Genomic DNA, 16414 nt, shown 5'->3' on the forward strand with positions numbered 1-16414 from the left:
CAAGCCGCTCGGATGGCGGGTCCCGTCCCGTCACCGATCAGTACGATCAGGCTTTTGGCCGGCGGCTTCGCTGCTTCCTTCCCGGCGTGTAGCGGGACCGGGATCAGGTTGCATAATACTTTTTCACGCAAACACTGCCTTTCGGCGGTGTTTTTTCTTTTGGACAGTAGTATTACTCCTCCATCGATTGGAAATAAATGAAGCATAACGAAAAGCTGGAGGCTTCGTATGATCGAAGGGACCAAACCGCCAATCGATAACCCTCAATTTGACAAAAGCGACATCCGATCTTTCGTCGATCTGCTGATTCATACGATTGGAAATCCGCCGGACCTCATTCATCAATCGTTTACCTTCGGCCCCAACCTGGAAGGCACCTATTTATTTATTGAAACCTTGGCGGATAAGAGAAAAATCGAAGATAACGTTCTTCGTATGTTTGCCGGGGAATCGTTGTCAGCCGCTTGGGACGGCGTGTCGGAGCTTGGAGACCTGCTAAAGCGCCGGATACCGGTTGCCGCGATATCGGCTTCGTCCGAATTGAAGTCATGCGCGCAAAGTCTTCTGGATGGAAAGTGTTTGCTCGTCATCCCGGAATCGGAGCACGTGCTCGTGCTCGATACGGCGAAATTTTACCATCGTGCCGTGACGGAGCCCAGAACGGAGAATACCGTACATGGACCGCACGAAGCGTTTATCGAGGATATTGCGACGAATGTCGGCTTGATCCGCAAAAGAATTCGTACGACCGCTCTACGTTTTGAGTCATTGCAGATCGGCACGGCAACCGAAACCAAAGTGCTTATCGTCTATATGAAGGATCTCGCGCCGGAGGAAGTGGTAAGCGAGTTCCAGCGAAGAATCAAGTCGATGCATACGGACAGCATCTTAGACAGCACGTACGTGGAAGAATGGATTCAGGATAAAACGTTGACCATCTTTCCGACCTTAATGAGAACGGAACGGCCCGACGTCGCGGCATCTCATCTGCTGGAAGGAAGGGTCGCGGTTATGGTGGACGGCAGCCCGCTGGCGCTGATCGGTCCCTTCACGTTTATGCAATACTTTACGTCTCCCGAAGATTATTACCAGAGAGCGGATATCGCGACCTTTTTGTTATGGATCCGGTTCCTGGCGTTCCTGCTTGCCATATTGGTTCCATCGCTTTACATTGCCGTAACTTCTTACCATCAAGGACTGCTTCCGCCTGCGCTTCTGATCAATATTTCCGCACAGCGGGAAGGGGTGCCGTTTCCCTCTTACATGGAGGCGTTTCTTATGATGCTCATCTTTGAAGTGCTGCGCGAGGCTGGCCTGCGCATGCCGCGGATTGCCGGTCAAGCCATATCGATCGTCGGAGCGCTCGTGTTGGGCGAAGCGGCAGTCAATGCCGGCCTCGTATCGGCAGCGATGGTCATTGTGGTAGCTGTCACCGCGATTACCAATTTTGTCGCCCCATTCTACAACTTCGGGATTGCGCAGCGGTTTCTGCAATACGGATATATGATATTGGCAGGGTTTATGGGCGGTTTCGGCATTTTATGCGGAGTGCTGTTCACGCTTGTTCATCTGGCTTCGCTCCGGTCGTTCGGCGTTCCTTACTTGGCTCCTGTCGCGCCGACGTTCTTCTCGGACTGGAAGGACATCTTGGTCCGGGTGCCACGGCCGTGGATGACGACATTCCCCCGCATGAACGACGCCAAACGGAAAAAAAGGTGAGCCGCATGATGCTTCAAACATTCGTTCGCACAGGAAAGCTGCTGGCGTTGGCGGCAGCCTGCTGCAGTCTTGCGGGCTGTTGGGATATGGTTGAGGTCAATCAGCTCGCCATCGTAGACTTGGTCGGAATGGACAGGGAGCCCGGGAACGGGAAATACACGACTTACTATCAAGTGATTAACCCTCCGGGAATCGCCGTGCAAAAGGGAGCGGGCATCAAAGCTCCGGTATATACGTACAAGGTTGAAGGTTTCTCCACAGTGGAGTTGGCCGGAAAAACGTTCGATATCATTCCGAGACGGCCTTTCTATGATCATTATCAAGCTTTGATGGTCACCGAACGGTTTGCGAAAGAAGGATTAAGGGAAGTGCTTAATTTTCTTGAGAAACGGCCCGACCGAAGGGCAACGATTCATCTGCTCGTCACGGATTCGCCGCTCCCGGATATGATGAAAACGTATATTCCGCTTGAACGATTGCCTGGCCGGGCCGAACATTCGATTATTGAGCTTCAATCCAAATATTCCGGCCAGGAAAGCAAGCGGTCCCGCGTGAAGGATTTGATCGAGAACATGGAAGGCTCCATGCTAACCGTCCTGCCTATCGTCAGTTTATCCGGCTCCAAGCCGATGCCGACCACTAAGCGATACGAACAAATCGACGCCAATCAAGGAAACTTCATCATGAAGGGGGCTGCCGTATTCAAGCACGATCGGATGATCGGGCGGCTGGAACCGTCCGATCTGCCATGGTTTTATTTATTGGACGGCCGGATCGGCATGCTAAACGAACCGCTGATCGTCAACGGAGAGCGCGTCGATCTTCAAGCCCCGAAGCCTGAGGTCCACCGGCAACTGGTGATAGTATCCGGTAAACCGGTATTGAAAATGGATATTTATGCACAGGCACAGATTTACGACAACGATCAGAATGTAAAATTAACCGAACAAAATCTGGCTGAGATTAAAGCGCAGTTTAACGGGCAAGTGCAGAAAAAGGCGTCCGCGTTTTACGAGAAAACAAAACGGTTCGGGTGGGACCTGCTCGGGATCGAAGCGCAAATGAAGCGCAAACCGGGTAAAGAATGGGCGGATATCAAGAAGGAAGAAGAGATTTGGAAAAAAACGGAGCTTCAGCTTGCCGTCCATTGCACCATCCGTACCATCGGCACGACCATCGATCCGTATAAAGAGAAGAGGGGATAGCGCTGGAGAACGCTCGCATCGGCGGATGGCAGTTTTTTTTGCTGGTGTTTAACTTTACGATAGGCACCGCTTTTTTTCTTCGACCGGGCGGGATGATTGCCGCGGCCAAGCAGGATGCTTGGCTTGTGCCGCTGTGGGCGGGGTCTGCCGTCGTCTTGATCGCTTGCCTGTGGCTCATTCTGGCAAAAGGAAATCCCGGGCTGAGCATCGTCCAGATTTGCCTCAAGGCAGCGGGAAATAAAATCGGCGGGTTTATCGCGCTTTTGTATATCTCGTTTTTTATCCAGACCGCAAGCTGGGTGACCCGCAATTTGGGGGACTTTATGAAATCGACCCTAATGCCGAATACGCCGATTTCTGCGTTTCACTTTATGTTTTTGATCGTGGCGTGCTATGCATCCGTCAAAGGGGTGGAGAGCATCGCACGGGTCAACGAGCTTCTAAGCCCTGCGGTCGTATTCATCCTGATCACCATGTGCCTGTTTTCGGTAGCCGAGTGGAAGTGGGAACGTTTCGAGCCCATGTTTCGGTTAAACGTGTGGGAGACGATGAGGGAGACAAAAGCCATTATCGGGTTCCCTTTTCTCGAAGTCATCTCCTTGATGATGCTGGTTCCTTATGTGAAGAGCAGGGTCAAGACCGCTTTGCTGCTTGGCATCGGACTGGCGACCCTCTTCCTGAGCGGAATTATTTTTGTGACGATCGGCGTGCTTGGCGTGACGCGGGCTTCCCATTTTACGTATCCGCTGTTTATTATCGCGCAAGAGCTGCGAATTGCGGAATTTATCGAACGCGTGGAAACATCGATTGTGATCGTATGGCTGATCTGGATTTTCGTCAAGCTGTGCATCGTATATTATTGCGCGGTGACCGGCATTTGCGAACTGTTTCGGCTGAAAGACCGAACTTGGATTGCCATCCCGCTAATCCTGCTAGTTTCCGGCTTTGCCGTTTCGTTTTACGATAACGTCGTAGAAAATATCGAATGGGATAAACGGTATATTTTTCAATACGCCAGTCTTTACGGAGTCGTGTTCCCCCTCCTGCTTATTATTCTGACCCGGATTCGTAGAAACCGGAACAAAGACGGGGGAGGGTCCCTGTGATCTGGTTCATCGTAGGTTTCCTCGCAGCGCTCGGCGCCGGCCTTGCTATGATGCTGCGCAGCCATAAACCGATCAAGGAAATCGGACTGTTCGTCACCTTGTCCTGCTTTGGCTGCATCGTATGGATAAGTATTTTTGCCCATCGTATAATCAATCCGCTCCGGTGGCTTGGCTGGCTGATCGACCGGGCAGGCCTATAAGCGCTCCGACAGGCCAAGCCGCCGTCCCCTTAAATCAATAACCCGCCCCGCTCCTTATGGCGAGCGATCACAATCTCGCTGTGAACCGAAGTAATCCCCCGAATCGCTTGAAGCTTCTTCATGTACCGCTCGGCATGCTCCGGGTCGTCCAGCAGAGCGTGGACATGCAGATGCGGCTTGCCGCTCATCTGGTACACGTTCGTGATTTCCTCGTCTGCCGTCAGCTCGCCAATCACCTGTTGCATACTTTCCCACGTGACTTCGATGTCAAAATACATCGACAGCATTTTGCCCGCTTTGAGCGGATTCACGGTAATTGTGAACCGGTCGATAATGCCGCTGCTGACCAATTGATTGATCCGGTCGCGGACGGCCGCGCGGGTCAGGTTGACAAGGCGGCCCAATTCCGCGTTGCTCAGCCGCCCGTTCTCGGATAAATGCTTCAGAATCTGGGTGTCAATCTCGTCCAAATGTTTAAATTGCATTCGCTTCAACCTTTCGCGGAAACTTTACGCTCATTATATCATATACAATGTAAAGTGAACATGTGCATATATTGATCGAAAGTAAATTATGTAGTATACATATGTATGTGGGTAACACGAAGGGAGTGGGAGATTTTGACGATCATGACAGCAGAAATTTTATTGATTTCCATCTTGGCGGGCATTGTCGGTTCCGTCCTCGGGCTCGGCGGAGGCATCGTTGTGACACCTGCGCTGACGCTTCTGTTCGGCGTAGACATCCGGCTTGCCATCGGGGCAAGCATCATATCCGTGATCGCGACTTCGAGCGGAGCGGCGATCGCTTACATCAAGGACCGGATCACCAATGTCAGAGTCGGCATGTTTTTGGAGATCGCAACGACGATCGGGGCGATTACGGGAGCTTTCCTGGGCGGCCTGATGTCTCCAGCGGTCCTGTATATCATTTTCGGGCTGCTGCTGCTGTATTCCGCAATGGCGATGCTGAAGAAAGCGAAGAGCGAGCTGCCCGAAGACGTTCCGCTCCATCCGTTAGCCCGGAAGCTCAAGCTGCAAGGCGCGTATTATGACAAGGCGTTGAACGAAAATGTTTCTTATCACGTCGACAATGTGTACGGCGGCTTCGGAGTCATGTACGGCGCGGGCGTCGTATCCGGCTTGCTCGGGATCGGAAGCGGCAGCTTCAAGGTAATGGCGATGGACGTGTTTATGAAGCTTCCGCTCAAAGTGTCCAGCGCGACGAGCAATTTTATGATGGGCGTGACCGGGGCGGCCAGTGCGGGCGTGTATTTGTTCAGGGGGGATATCGATCCCGGGATAGCCGCACCTGTTGCTTTGGGCGTATTAATCGGAGCGACGGCCGGTGCCAGAATCATGCAGCGGATGAAAAGCACGACGATTCGCAAATGGTTCATTCCCGTCCTGACGTACGTTGCCGTACAAATGATCCTGCAAGGAACGGGGGTAATCGTATGAGCCAAGGAAATAGGGGGAAAGCGAGCGCCAGTTCGATCTCTGTCGTGGAGCTTAGGATCAGTCAATATTTGCGGGCGGGAGTGCTTCTCAGCGCGGCCGTCATTTTAGTGGGGCTGGCATTCTTCCTGATTCTGGGGGACAGCGGATATCCGGGGCGAACGTTTCCGGCCCATCTGCCGGAAATCGGGCAAGGCTTGCTGCAGCTTAAACCGTACGCCATCATTTTGACGGGGCTGCTGATGCTCATCCTGACGCCGGTATTTCGGGTAGGCATTTCGATTCTCGTCTTCCTGAAGGAAAAAGATTATTTATACGCGGGCATCAGCCTGCTTGTTTTTTTCATTCTGATCGTCAGTTTTTTGCTCGGGAAAGCTTAAACGCGCGACGGCTTCGATTCTCCTCGGGCTATTTCCGAAAGTATGGGAGTGCACCTTGCTACTTTTTGCCATGGCGATCGTCTTTATAGTGCAGGGTTTTATGGTGAAATGATTGCGCCAATCCCAAGGATCGAAGGTCGAGGTACTTGTATGATATTTTTGGATAAGCTGAAAAAAATGGACCGCGGCATCATTGTACTTCTGCTGTGCTTGATGGCCGCTGGCACGGTGGCGGTTTACCGGGCCACCGCAGGGACAAAATTGGATGGTCTACACATCAGCAGCCTGGTGTATTTCGGCGTCTTTTGCATTCCGATGCTGCTGGTCACGGTTCTTAATTACCGATTGCTCACCGGCAAACTGGCGTATTATTTGTACGCCTTCGGCATCGGGATGCTGGCCTACGTCCATTGGAAAGGGCAGGTCGTGAACGGCGCGGCCCGGTGGTTAAGCATCGGTTCCGTGGAAATCCAGCCCTCCGAACCGGTGAAGCTATTTACGATTCTGCTTGCTGCGCATTTGCTGCAAAAGCGGGAGGGAGAGAAGCTGCGCTTCGTTCAAGATCTCCTTCCCGTCTGTGCCGTTTTTGCCTTGCCTATCGTGTTTATTTTGAAGCAGCCCGATTTGGGGACAGCTCTCGTATTTGTCGGCATCTTCTTCGGGATGCTGTGGACGGGCAACATCCGATTGTCGTATATGCTGACCGCTATTGGTGCTGCCGGGATTGCGGTGGGTTCAGTGCTGTGGCTGTATTATGCCGACCATGAACTGCTGTCGAAGATCGTCAAGCCGCACCAGATGGCGAGAATCCAGACGTTCCTGGAACCGGGAAGCGATCCCCAGAAGTCGTGGCATTATGAACAAGCGCGGATCGCCATCGGTTCGGGCCAACTGCATGGAAATAACGGTCTGTACCAGCAGCAGGGTTTTGTTCCTTATGCCTACTCCGATTCGATCTTTGCGGTTGTCGGCGAAAAGTACGGATTTTTGGGCGCGACGATTCTGCTCATGCTGTACTTTTTGCTGATTTACCGGATGGTCGGCATTATTTTGGAGACGAAGGAATTAGCGGGCTCCTACCTCGTTGCGGGGATGACGGCCATGCTTGTCTTTCAGATTTACGTGAATATTGGGATGCATATCGGATTGGTGCCGTTGACCGGGATTTCTTTGCCGTTCATCAGCTACGGAGGAAGCTCGCTGCTCACCAATATGGTTGCGCTCGGCCTCGTCTTAAGCGTCAAAATTCATCAAGGCTCGTTCGAATAAGGCGTTCTTGGCCTAATTTGTACCTGATTTGCATCGGATCTGCATTTTATCTTCCTTCTTCCTATTATTCTTTCTTGAAGTGGGGCGCGAAGGGGAATAGAATGATAGGGACAACGAAGGCAACGGGAGAGCATGCGATGCAGAGAACGATATTAATCGTCGAAGACGAGCCTATTTTACGCGAAATTATGAAGGATTATTTCATCAATGAAGGCTTTGACGTGCTGGAAGCGGGGGACGGGAAAGAAGCGCTGTCGCTCTTTCAGGAGCGAGAAGTGCATTTGATTATTCTGGATATCATGCTGCCGGAGCTGGACGGCTGGTCCGTATGCCGGCGCATCCGCAAGAGCTCGAACGTTCCGATCATTATGCTGACGGCCCGGGTGGATGAGGACGATACGCTGCTCGGATTCGAGCTGGGCGCGGATGATTACGTGACCAAGCCGTACAGTCCCCCGATTTTATTGGCCCGAGCGAAACGGCTGCTCGACAGCAGAGCGGTTCGCGAGCCTGCGGACGACATGAGCGATAGGTTAGAAAGCGGCGGCATTGCGGTGCATTTTCCCTCCCGCACTGTGACGGTAAACGGAACGAACTGCAATTTGACGCACACCGAATTTGAAATATTAACGGTTTTCATGAAAAATAAAGGGATCGTCATCACAAGAGAACAACTAATTACCAAAATCTGGGGATATGACTTCGTCGGCGACGAACGCACCATCAATAGCCATATCCGCAATCTGCGCCACAAATTAGGGGACAAGTCCAAATGCATCAGCACGGTTGTCCGTTCGGGCTATAAATTCGAGGATTACGTATGAAGAGAGGCATCGTCTCTAAGCTGTTTTTGCTGACGACCGCTTTATGCGTGCTTATTCTGACGATCATTTTTGGCGGACAAGCCTTATTTTTTAAACAATTTTATGTGTATCAAAAAGAGGAGGATGTAAAGTCAGCCCTTCAAGCTTATAAACAGGATTACCTGAAAAATGCCGGAGACGCACAGGCCATGGCCAGGCTTGAGCAAGATTTCTATCGAAAGCATGGCACCTGGATCACGGCATTGGACGCCATGGGCAATTTGAAATATACGGACGATTTTTACATGGAGGTCCGCTTGAAGCGCTCTACCGACACACCCGCCCTTTCCGACAAAACGATGACCATCCCGCTGTACAGTGTCATGAATGTGGAGGATTTCAGTAAAGGTATCCGGTTTCTTGAACCATTTATTAAAGAGGGGCAGCCGATTGCTATGGAAGGCATCATTTGGAAAAACCGGTTGTTTCCGCAGCGGATGGGACCAAAGGCATCCAATCTGAGAGAGGAAAACCAGCTGGAAAATCAGCAGCTGGTGACGAAGGAGTATGAAGTCGTCTCCCGGTTCGAGGATGCGAACAAATATCGTGAAAAGTATCCCACCGATCTTGTCATCGGAACGATTACCAAAGTCGAGACACCGGAAGGGACGGGAATTTCGCGCTATACGAACCATTTGTTTTTGGAACGGATCAAAGCTTTTCAAGCGGATCTTCTATACGGAGACTATGATGGCGATTCGAATGCGAATCGGATCATGAATTATGAAGAAAACCATGTGAATTACAAAATATTCGTGGACCGCATCGAAGATCTGGCAGGGAATCCCACATACATTTTCGCAATGACGTCACTGCAGCCTGTAGATGAGGCCGCGGGGGTGATGCAAGATTACTATGTGTATATCATTATCGCCACACTGCTGCTCGTGCTGCTGGCATCGTTCTATTATTCCCGCGGGATTGCCCGTCCTTTGCTGCGCATCAACCATACGACGAGAAAGATTGCGGACCTGGACTTTTCCGAAAAAATTCCGATTACAACCAAGGATGAGATCGGGGACCTGTCACGCAATATAAACGAGCTTTCCGATCGGCTGCATTCCTACATCGCACAGCTGCAGCAGGATATCGAGAAAGAAAAGCAGCTGGAGCATACGAGGAAAGAATTTATTTCCGGCGTATCGCACGAATTGAAGACGCCGCTTAGCGTGATCCAAAGCTGTCTGTCGATTCTGAGGGACGGGGTGGCGAGCCACAAGCGAGACCACTATTTCGCCGCCATGGAGAACGAAGTGAAGAAGATGGACCTGCTGATCGTCGATATGCTCGATCTGGCAAAATACGAGTCGGGAACGTATAAGATGAAGATGGATTCGTTCGCGATCGATGCCGTCATCAGGCAGGTATGCGAGAAGCTAGCCATCGAAATCGAGCAAAAGCAATTGCAGCTGCATCTCCGGTTGTCCCCGACTGTCGTGGTTGCCAATCAGCACCGGATTGAACAGGTGATCGTCAATTTCTTGACCAACGCCATTCGGCATACACCGGAACGAGAATCCATTTACGTTTCGACCGTTGAAGAGCGCGATACGGTGACGGTCCGTGTCGAAAATAAAGGAGCTTCTATCCCGGCCGAGCATCTGGAAAAAATCTGGGATCGATTTTACCGAGGCGAGCCTTCCCGCCATCGTTCCACGGGAGGAACTGGATTGGGGCTTGCGATCTGCAAAAAAATATTGGAGCTGCATGGGGTATCTTATGGCGTGACCAATACGGCGGACGGCGTGCTGTTCTTTTTCCGTCTGAATAAGAAAGTGTAGAACTTCGGTTCTGCACTTTTTTTGCATGCCCGCAGAACTCGTTATTCTTTAACTCGTCTGAATCCGATCTGCATTTCATCTTCATCTTGCTCTATTAATCTATCAACAGAGAGAGGAGAGGGATAGCGTGGGAAGCAAGAAAAGAGCGAGAAGATGGGGCGTCCTACTGGTTGCCGCAGGGCTGCTGTTTTTCGTGCTGTCGAAGGTGACGGCTTTTCCGGAAAAGGAGGTCTCGAAGCCCGGCGGTGCGCCTGCGGATACGAAAGCGGCAGCCGCTGCCGGCGGCAAGCCGCAAGGGAAAGTCGTCTACTTAACGTTTGACGACGGCCCGAGCGAGTGGACGGGGGAGTTTCTGGACGTCCTGAAGCAGAACAATATCAAGGCGACCTTTTTCATGCAGGGGAGCAATTTAAAACTCGCCAATCTTCAGGATCAGGTGAGACGTGCCGTGCGGGAAGGGCACTACGTCGGCGGCCACAGCATGACGCATCAATATAAGAAGCTGTACGATGAGAAGCAATTCGTGCCGGAGATGAAGCAAACATTGTCGCTCATCCACCAGATCACAGGCGAGAATCCGCATTTGGTGCGCCCGCCATACGGTTCGGCGCCGGGGTTAAACGATAAGCGCCTCCGCGATCAAATTGTGCAAGCGGAAATTAAGGTGTGGGACTGGACTATTGATTCGAACGATTGGAACCTCAAAAACCGCCCGCGCGAGATCGTCGACAACATCAAGAAGCAGACGAAGGCGGATCTGGAAGTCGTACTCATGCACGAAAAGCCGCAAACGCTGCAAGTGCTGCCCGAAATCATCGATTTTTATAAGCAAAAGGGCTACCAGTTCGCCGTCTATGACGAAACGAAGCATTTTCACCTGAATTTCATGAAGGATCATCGCTTGTAAAATTACAAAGGAGTGGGAATCGAAATGGGAAACAAATTGACAGCCATCGTATTGGCAGGAGCCATTGCATTAACGTTGGCGGCCTGCGGAAATCAAGAACGGGAGCAGGGCCTGGCTGCTGCGACCCGGGAGAAGGAAGCTGCTGCGACCACCGAAGCTTCTTCTTATAAATCGATGTTTAGCTCAAGCGTCTTTCTCGGGGATTCGATTACGGAAGGACTGTCGTTCCACGGAGTGCTGGATGACAAAAACGTGATGGGCAAAGCGGGGGCGACCGCGATGTTCGCCTTGGAGGATGTGGACGACTTGGCCGGACGAAACCCGAAGCGAGTGTTCATCCAACTAGGGTCGGACGACCTCCTGTGGCCTACGGACAATCCCAAGCAATTTTCGCTGACGAACTATGCGAAGCTGATCGGGAAAATCAAGGAAAAGCTGCCGAAAGCCAAAATCACGATCATGTCGGTCACTCCGGTGACGGCGGAAGCGGAGAAGAGCGAGCCCCGCTATAAAAACATTGCGGATTATAATCAAGGCCTGAAGGAGCTTGCTGCCAAGGAAAAGGTGGATTATACCGATGTATCCCCGATTTTTAAGGCTAATCCGGACCTGCACGATAAGGACGGTATCCATATGAAGGCGGAATACTATGCGCAGCTGCTGAAGCTTTTGCAGGATCAAGTGAAATAGGGGCTTCCGGCAAGGAGTGAATGGGCATTGGTATTCAGCAGTCTGATCTTTCTATTCTTGTTTCTGCCTTTGACGCTTGTCGTTTATTATGTGTCGCCTGCCGGGCTGCGGAATGCCGTGCTGCTCTTCGTCAGTCTGGTGTTTTATGCCTGGGGTGAGCCCGTATATATCGTTATCATGGTCTTTTCAACGCTGTTCGACTATGCGAACGGGCTGCTGATCGACAAGTACAGAAGCCGCAAAGCCGTCGTCCGAACGATATTCATCGGCTCCATCGCCATCAATTTGGGAATTCTCGGCTTCTTCAAATATTACGGCTTTCTCGTGGACAATCTCAATCAGCTGTTCGGCTTGTCGATTCAGGCGGCGGCGCTGCCACTTCCGGTCGGCATCTCGTTCTATACGTTTCAGACGATGTCTTATGTGGTGGACGTGTACCGGGACAAAATCCCGGCGCAGCGCAATCTGCTGTCGTTCGGCGCCTATATTACGATGTTCCCGCAGCTTGTAGCGGGTCCGATCGTCAAGTACGGCGATATTGCGCATCAGCTCGTGAGCCGAAACGTGACACTGGACCGGTTCGGCGAAGGAGCGGCGCTGTTCGTCCGAGGGCTTGCCAAAAAAGTGCTTCTGGCCAACAACATCGGGCTGCTGTGGGCAAGTGTGAAAGCGACGCCCGCGGACGAGTTAACCGTAGCTTCCGCCTGGCTTGGCATCATCGCGTTTACGTTTCAAATTTATTTCGATTTCAGCGGCTATTCGGATATGGCGCGCGGCCTCGGCAAAATGTTCGGGTTTGATTTTATGGAAAACTTCAACTATCCGTATATGTCCAGAAGCGTCACGGAGTTTTGGCGCAGGTGGCACATTTCGTTGGGCTCCTGGTTTCGGGAGTATGTATATATTCCGCTTGGCGGCAATCGGGTAGGCATGCTGAACCAATTCCGGAATTTGCTGGTTGTATGGTTTTTAACCGGGTTATGGCACGGGGCAAGCTGGAATTTTGTCGTCTGGGGCTTATATTTCGGGTTCTTCGTCACGGCCGAAAAGCTGTTTCTGTTAAGATGGCTGCAAAGTAAGCCCCGCATGGTCGGGCATGCGTATACACTGGTGATTGTGATGATCGGCTGGGTGTTTTTCGAATTCGAGAAGCTATCGGTAGCTACCGCATATATCGGAACGATGTTTGGCTTTGTGGCGCATGGCCTCGCGGACAACCGCACATGGTACGAGCTGTCGGCGAATCTCCTCCTGTTGATCGTATTGGCTTTATGCTCGACTCCGTTTCCGAGTAAAGCTCTGAGCTGGCTTACGGAAAGGTTCCAAAGGACCGGCGTTATCGCCGTCCCTGCGGTCTATTTCGTCTTGCTGTTTCTGTCGACGGCTTATTTGGTCAATGCCACCTACAACCCTTTCCTCTATTTTAGATTTTGAAGAGGGTGATTCTTATTAATAAGTACGGTAAACGATCGCAATCGATTGTCGCTATGCTGCTCTTGCTTTTTCTCGGGGGCGTGCTGATGGTAAATTTGTTCAAGCCGAGCACATCGTTCTCCGAAGCGGAAAACCGAAGCTTGGAGCAGCTTCCGCAGCTTACGCTGCACAGCCTCGTTTCGGGAAAATTTACTTCCGGCTTTGAGAAGTATATCTCCGATCAATTTATGGCCCGAGATTTCTGGATCGGCGTTAAATCCGATACGGACCGAGCGATGGGGAAGAAGGAGAGCAACGGGGTTTACCTCGGGCAGGACGGCTACTTGATTCAAAAGTTTACCCCGCCTGCGGACGGTGATTTGGAAATGAAAGTAAATGCGATCCATTCGCTCGCTAAGGCCGCGCCCGGCCTGCGGATGTTCGTCATGCTCGTACCTACCGCCGCCAGCGTGCTTGCGGATAAGCTTCCGGACCACGCACCTGCCGGCGAGGAGCTGGCGTATCTCGATCAAGTGGGGCGGTCGCTCCACCGGGATATCCGCTTCGTCGACGTATATCCCGCGCTTCGTGCGCAGCGGGAGCCGTCCGTTTACTATAAAACCGATCACCATTGGACGACAAGAGGCGCATTTTACGCCTATCAGGAGCTAAGCAAGCGGATGGGGTTGATTCCGAAGAAGGAAGAGGAGTTTACGATCCGCACAGTGACGGACGAGTTCTACGGTTCGCTGTATTCGAAGAGCGGCTTCAGACATGTGGCGCCCGACAGCATCGACCTTTATATGCCGAAGGCGGGCGGGAGCTGTACCGTAGAGTACGTCGAAGAGGGGCAAATCTCAGATTCCATGTATGCGATGGACAATCTCGGCAAGAAGGACAAGTACACGGTATTTTTCGACGGCAATCATTCGTTCATCCGGATAACGACGGGCCTGCGCGACGGAACGAAATTGCTGGTGGTCAAGGATTCGTATGCCAACAGCCTCATTCCTTTTCTAACACCGCATTTCAGCGAAATTTATGTCGTCGATCCGAGATATTACGAGAACGACTTGAAGACGCTCATTCAAGAGCGTCAAATCCGCGACGTGCTGCTGCTGTATAACGCGAATACGTTTTTTGAAGATCCGTCGTTAAACCGGCTGGCTGAGCCGGCGGAATGAGCCGAAGAGGAGTTGGAAGAATGATGTTAAGAATGTTTACAAAAGTGAATGTGAAGCGTTTGATTATGCTGCTGGCGATTACGGTCGTTTCCGCCGCCGTTATGACAGGATGCTCCGGAAAACCGGAGGGAGAGCGCAGCGAGGTGACGATCGGCGAACTAACACAACGCTTGAAGCAAGCGGTGAAGCTGGAGGAGCTGAAGCAGCGGGACAAGGAAACGCTAAAGCGGCTGTATCGTCTCGGCGACGAAGAGGTTGAGGACTTCGTTCTGTATACGGACGTATCGAATGTGAAAGCGGACGAAGTGGCTGTCATTCAAGCGAAGGATGCGGCCCAAGCGGAACGCGTCAAGCAATACGTATCGAAAAGGATCGATGCGCAGACGGCGAAATTTAAAGACTACCGCCCGGAGGAGTACGGCTTAATCCAAAAGCATGTCTTGAAGCGAGAAGGCCGCTTTGTTCTATTCGCGGTCTCGAAGGACGCCGACCGTATAGAGCAAGTCTTCGACGAGGCTCTTCGGTGAATTGACCGCGCGCCGCCACTATTCTTATGGTGTCCGGAGCTTGTTGCGAGATGGCCTATGAATAAGGCAGATACGCTTTTCATTCGCCCACACGGGGCACGGCGGCTTTTAATATGTTATGAAGGATGGTACTTATCCGCATGCATATTAAACCACTGGAGGAGAGAATCGGTGAAGGAACCTTCGGTCGTCTTTCATGAAGAGCCGCTTGTTGCAAGCTATGAGCAAGTCGTATCCGGGCCGGAATGCAGGCAGTTGATCGAATTGGCCCGACATCAGCTGGAGCCTGCCAAGGTGATCGGGGAAAAGGAAGTCGTCGCCTCCGAATTCCGAAAATCGGAATTTGCCTGGTTTCACCATGATTCGCATCCGCTCGTACGGGAAGTGTCCGCACGGCTCGCGGCCCTTGTGGACCGGCCGCTTCATTACGCGGAAAGTCTGCAAATTGCGAGATACGTGGTCGGCGGCAAGTTCGGAGCGCATTTCGATACGTACGATCTGAATACGGTAGACGGTAAACGATTCTACGATCAAGGGGGCCAGCGTCTTTACACGGCGCTTCTGTATTTAAATACCGTCGATGCGGGCGGGGAAACCTATTTTCCGGAGTTGAATCTGGACATTTCCCCTTCCGAAGGCACTTTGATCGTATTCGAAACGTGCAAGCGGGGCACCAACGAACGGCATCCGCTTTCTCTACACGGCTCCCGCGAGCTAAGAGAAGGGGAGAAATGGATCGCGACCTTATGGTTTCGGGAGCGGCCGCAGTACGAGCCTCGTCAGGCGGCTTCCGATCTGCAAAAGACCGTTCCGGTAATGCTGCCCCCTGCGAAGGAGAATGGGCAAATTGAAACCAGGACGCTGCAAGAGGTTGTGGCCGAGCGGAAACCGGAGCAATTTCGTCCGGGCGAGGGCGAGCCGTCTAAGCTGCAGGCCAAAGTCGTAGCCTCGGGAGGCTCCGGGAAACGGGAAATCCACATGCGCGGCTTCCAGATAACGACGGATGTCATAGCCGAAGCGGGGGAACAGTACGGCCTGGGACCCGGTCCGGCGGAGATGATGCTCGGCGCGCTGGGCAGCGGGATCGTCCAAGTCGCTTTGTCGCTTGCCGCTGCCAGAGGAATTACCCTGCAATATCTGGATGTTGAAGTCACGGGCGAGCTGAGCACGGATGACGCCTGGACTCCCGCGGCGCTTCGCAACATCTCTTACAAGTTTAACGTTCTGTCGCCGAACCCGACCGATGAGATTCTCAGGCTGCATAAAGCGGTGGAGAGGTCTTGTCCCAGCTTGCATCTCCTTGTCGATCCGCAGCAGGTTAACGGAAGCTTCGTCCATCTCAAAACAAGCGGTTAATAACGCCAAAACTATCATGGATGCTCATAATAGTTGAGTTTGGTGAGTAAGTGGTTGCTTAAGGAAATAGAGGCGTACGAGAGGGTGGGGTATCTACTTCTTGTCGCTGCTCCACCCCACAAAGTGAAGGTGAATCAGGGAAGCTTAGTCCGAATACTTTGCGGGGACCCCGGGTCTGCAGGGAATTTTTATTGGAAGCCGCTTAGCAGCGGGTATTTCCCGCGGACAAAAGCGAACGATATTTTTGTAAAAGCTCGCTTTCTCAACACTCAGAACTATCATGAATGCTCATGATAGTTTTTTTATCGTTAAGGCTGAGAAAACTCCCTCTTCGACAACCATGACCGTGACCACAAC

15 protein-coding genes and 2 pseudogenes are annotated in these 16414 nt (G+C 52.0%); 16 read left to right on the plus strand and 1 reads right to left on the minus strand.

The features are described 5' to 3' along the window. Window positions 1-228: 228 nt before the first annotated feature. From PEL01S_RS08675 to PEL01S_RS08690, 4 genes are read left to right on the plus strand one after another with little or no spacing between them, the layout of a single operon-like run. Window positions 229-1719 carry a spore germination protein gene (locus PEL01S_RS08675; RefSeq protein WP_127460035.1) on the plus strand — a complete coding sequence of 497 codons (1491 nt, stop codon included), beginning with the start codon at window positions 229-231 and terminating at the stop codon, window positions 1717-1719. Between the two features lie 5 nt (window positions 1720-1724). Next, window positions 1725-2924 (plus strand): Ger(x)C family spore germination protein, encoded by a 1200-nt coding sequence (locus tag PEL01S_RS08680; RefSeq protein ID WP_127460036.1) that lies wholly within the window; start codon window positions 1725-1727, stop codon window positions 2922-2924. 38 nt (window positions 2925-2962) lie between these two features. Continuing rightward, complete coding sequence (locus PEL01S_RS08685; protein WP_239551454.1) at window positions 2963-4030, plus strand: GerAB/ArcD/ProY family transporter; 1068 nt, start codon at window positions 2963-2965, stop codon at window positions 4028-4030. Next, on the plus strand, window positions 4027-4230 hold the full coding sequence (locus tag PEL01S_RS08690; protein ID WP_063184600.1) for a hypothetical protein: 204 nt from the start codon (window positions 4027-4029) through the stop codon (window positions 4228-4230). Before PEL01S_RS08685 ends, PEL01S_RS08690 begins: the two co-directional genes overlap by 4 nt. A gap of 29 nt (window positions 4231-4259) precedes the next feature. Here the strand turns inward: PEL01S_RS08690 and PEL01S_RS08695 are convergent, their stop codons facing one another. Next, window positions 4260-4715 (minus strand): Lrp/AsnC family transcriptional regulator, encoded by a 456-nt coding sequence (locus PEL01S_RS08695; RefSeq protein ID WP_063184599.1) that lies wholly within the window; start codon window positions 4713-4715, stop codon window positions 4260-4262. A 144-nt stretch (window positions 4716-4859) separates the two neighbouring features. Between PEL01S_RS08695 and PEL01S_RS08700 the strand changes: the two genes are divergently transcribed. The 12 genes and pseudogenes from PEL01S_RS08700 to PEL01S_RS08750 all read left to right on the plus strand — a co-directional run bounded on the left by PEL01S_RS08700 (window position 4860) and on the right by PEL01S_RS08750 (window position 16057). Further along, the gene (locus PEL01S_RS08700; protein WP_371860689.1) at window positions 4860-5690 is read left to right on the plus strand and encodes a sulfite exporter TauE/SafE family protein; all 831 of its coding nucleotides are present in this window, start codon (window positions 4860-4862) and stop codon (window positions 5688-5690) included. Then, the gene (locus PEL01S_RS08705; protein ID WP_127460037.1) at window positions 5687-6067 is read left to right on the plus strand and encodes a DUF1634 domain-containing protein; all 381 of its coding nucleotides are present in this window, start codon (window positions 5687-5689) and stop codon (window positions 6065-6067) included. Before PEL01S_RS08700 ends, PEL01S_RS08705 begins: the two co-directional genes overlap by 4 nt. A 150-nt stretch (window positions 6068-6217) precedes the next feature. Further along, window positions 6218-7336, plus strand: a complete 1119-nt coding sequence (locus PEL01S_RS08710) for an FtsW/RodA/SpoVE family cell cycle protein (protein ID WP_127460038.1) — start codon at window positions 6218-6220, stop codon at window positions 7334-7336. A gap of 137 nt (window positions 7337-7473) precedes the next feature. After that, window positions 7474-8160: a response regulator transcription factor gene (locus PEL01S_RS08715; RefSeq protein ID WP_127460039.1), complete on the plus strand. Its 687-nt coding sequence runs from the start codon at window positions 7474-7476 to the stop codon at window positions 8158-8160. A gap of 881 nt (window positions 8161-9041) precedes the next feature. Continuing rightward, window positions 9042-9500 (plus strand): annotated as a pseudogene (locus tag PEL01S_RS35830) (histidine kinase dimerization/phospho-acceptor domain-containing protein); the annotation flags it as partial. A 156-nt stretch (window positions 9501-9656) separates the two neighbouring features. Further along, window positions 9657-9980 (plus strand): annotated as a pseudogene (locus PEL01S_RS35835) (sensor histidine kinase); the annotation flags it as partial. A 127-nt stretch (window positions 9981-10107) separates the two neighbouring features. Continuing rightward, on the plus strand, window positions 10108-10887 hold the full coding sequence (locus PEL01S_RS08725) for a polysaccharide deacetylase family protein (protein WP_127460041.1): 780 nt from the start codon (window positions 10108-10110) through the stop codon (window positions 10885-10887). A gap of 24 nt (window positions 10888-10911) precedes the next feature. Beyond that, window positions 10912-11577: a GDSL-type esterase/lipase family protein gene (locus PEL01S_RS08730; protein WP_082867086.1), complete on the plus strand. Its 666-nt coding sequence runs from the start codon at window positions 10912-10914 to the stop codon at window positions 11575-11577. A 27-nt stretch (window positions 11578-11604) separates the two neighbouring features. Beyond that, a complete protein-coding gene (locus tag PEL01S_RS08735; RefSeq protein WP_127460042.1) occupies window positions 11605-13011 on the plus strand; it encodes an MBOAT family O-acyltransferase in 1407 nt (468 codons plus the stop codon). Between the two features lie 14 nt (window positions 13012-13025). Then, a complete protein-coding gene (locus PEL01S_RS08740; RefSeq protein WP_255320088.1) occupies window positions 13026-14174 on the plus strand; it encodes a DHHW family protein in 1149 nt (382 codons plus the stop codon). Window positions 14175-14194: 20 nt separating this feature from the next. Next, entirely contained in the window at window positions 14195-14701 is a 507-nt protein-coding gene (locus PEL01S_RS08745) for a DUF4358 domain-containing protein (protein ID WP_307721999.1), read from the plus strand. Between the two features lie 171 nt (window positions 14702-14872). Continuing rightward, window positions 14873-16057: a 2OG-Fe(II) oxygenase gene (locus PEL01S_RS08750; protein WP_127460044.1), complete on the plus strand. Its 1185-nt coding sequence runs from the start codon at window positions 14873-14875 to the stop codon at window positions 16055-16057. Window positions 16058-16414: the final 357 nt, after the last annotated feature.

The organism is Paenibacillus elgii NBRC 100335 (assembly GCF_004000865.1).
In the GTDB taxonomy this organism is placed as follows: Bacteria; Bacillota; Bacilli; order Paenibacillales; family NBRC-103111; genus Paenibacillus_G; species Paenibacillus_G elgii.